This is a genomic window from Arthrobacter sp. SX1312, assembly GCF_002929295.1.
GTDB lineage: Bacteria > Actinomycetota > Actinomycetes > Actinomycetales > Micrococcaceae > Arthrobacter_D.
Genome location: NZ_PJIM01000064.1, coordinates 1 through 544, shown reverse-complemented (window position 1 = coordinate 544; position 544 = coordinate 1). Strand labels below are relative to the sequence as shown.

Annotated in this window: 1 protein-coding gene; it reads right to left on the bottom strand. The window is 43.6% G+C overall.

The window, feature by feature from the left end; genetic code table 11:
• Positions 1 to 131: 131 nt before the first annotated feature.
• Positions 132 to 544: hypothetical protein (locus tag CXQ92_RS17665; protein ID WP_181033744.1), on the bottom strand; the 413-nt coding region annotated here is incomplete at its 5' end.

The following is a 544-nucleotide window of genomic DNA, read 5'->3' as shown; positions in this document are numbered from 1 at the left end:
GTTTTGTCAATGAGTCCGAAAGTCATTTTTATTTCCTTCTTTCAGTCCAGATCATTTCACACAAAGACATTTGCATGTATTTTGGTTGAAATGAACGCTGTATCATTGTGTTGATCGTAGGCACTCAGAAGTTAAGTCGTTATAGAGGACACCAATTTCCCATCAACCATCTCTTCCACGATGGTCTTCACCATCACAGTTTTGCTGCTGCTGCTGCTGCTGCTCGTTTTGCCACTGTCAACTTCTCCATCCATCAGCCTCCTGTACTCAGCGATCTCCATCTCAAGCCGGGTTTTAATGTCCAGAAGAATTTTGTACTCATGAGATTGCCTCTCTGTACTATCTCGGACCTCAGACAGTTGGTGCTCCATTTGTGTTACCTGAGATTGCAATCCGGATAGTTTCATGGAGTAGCGGTTCTCTGTATCTGCAAGAGTTCCCTCCATAGATGCTTTCATGCTGAGTTGGGATTGAAGCTCAATCTCCAGGCCTTGCAAAGTGCGTCTGACATCATTGATCTCTGATTTGGATGTTTGTAGAATTT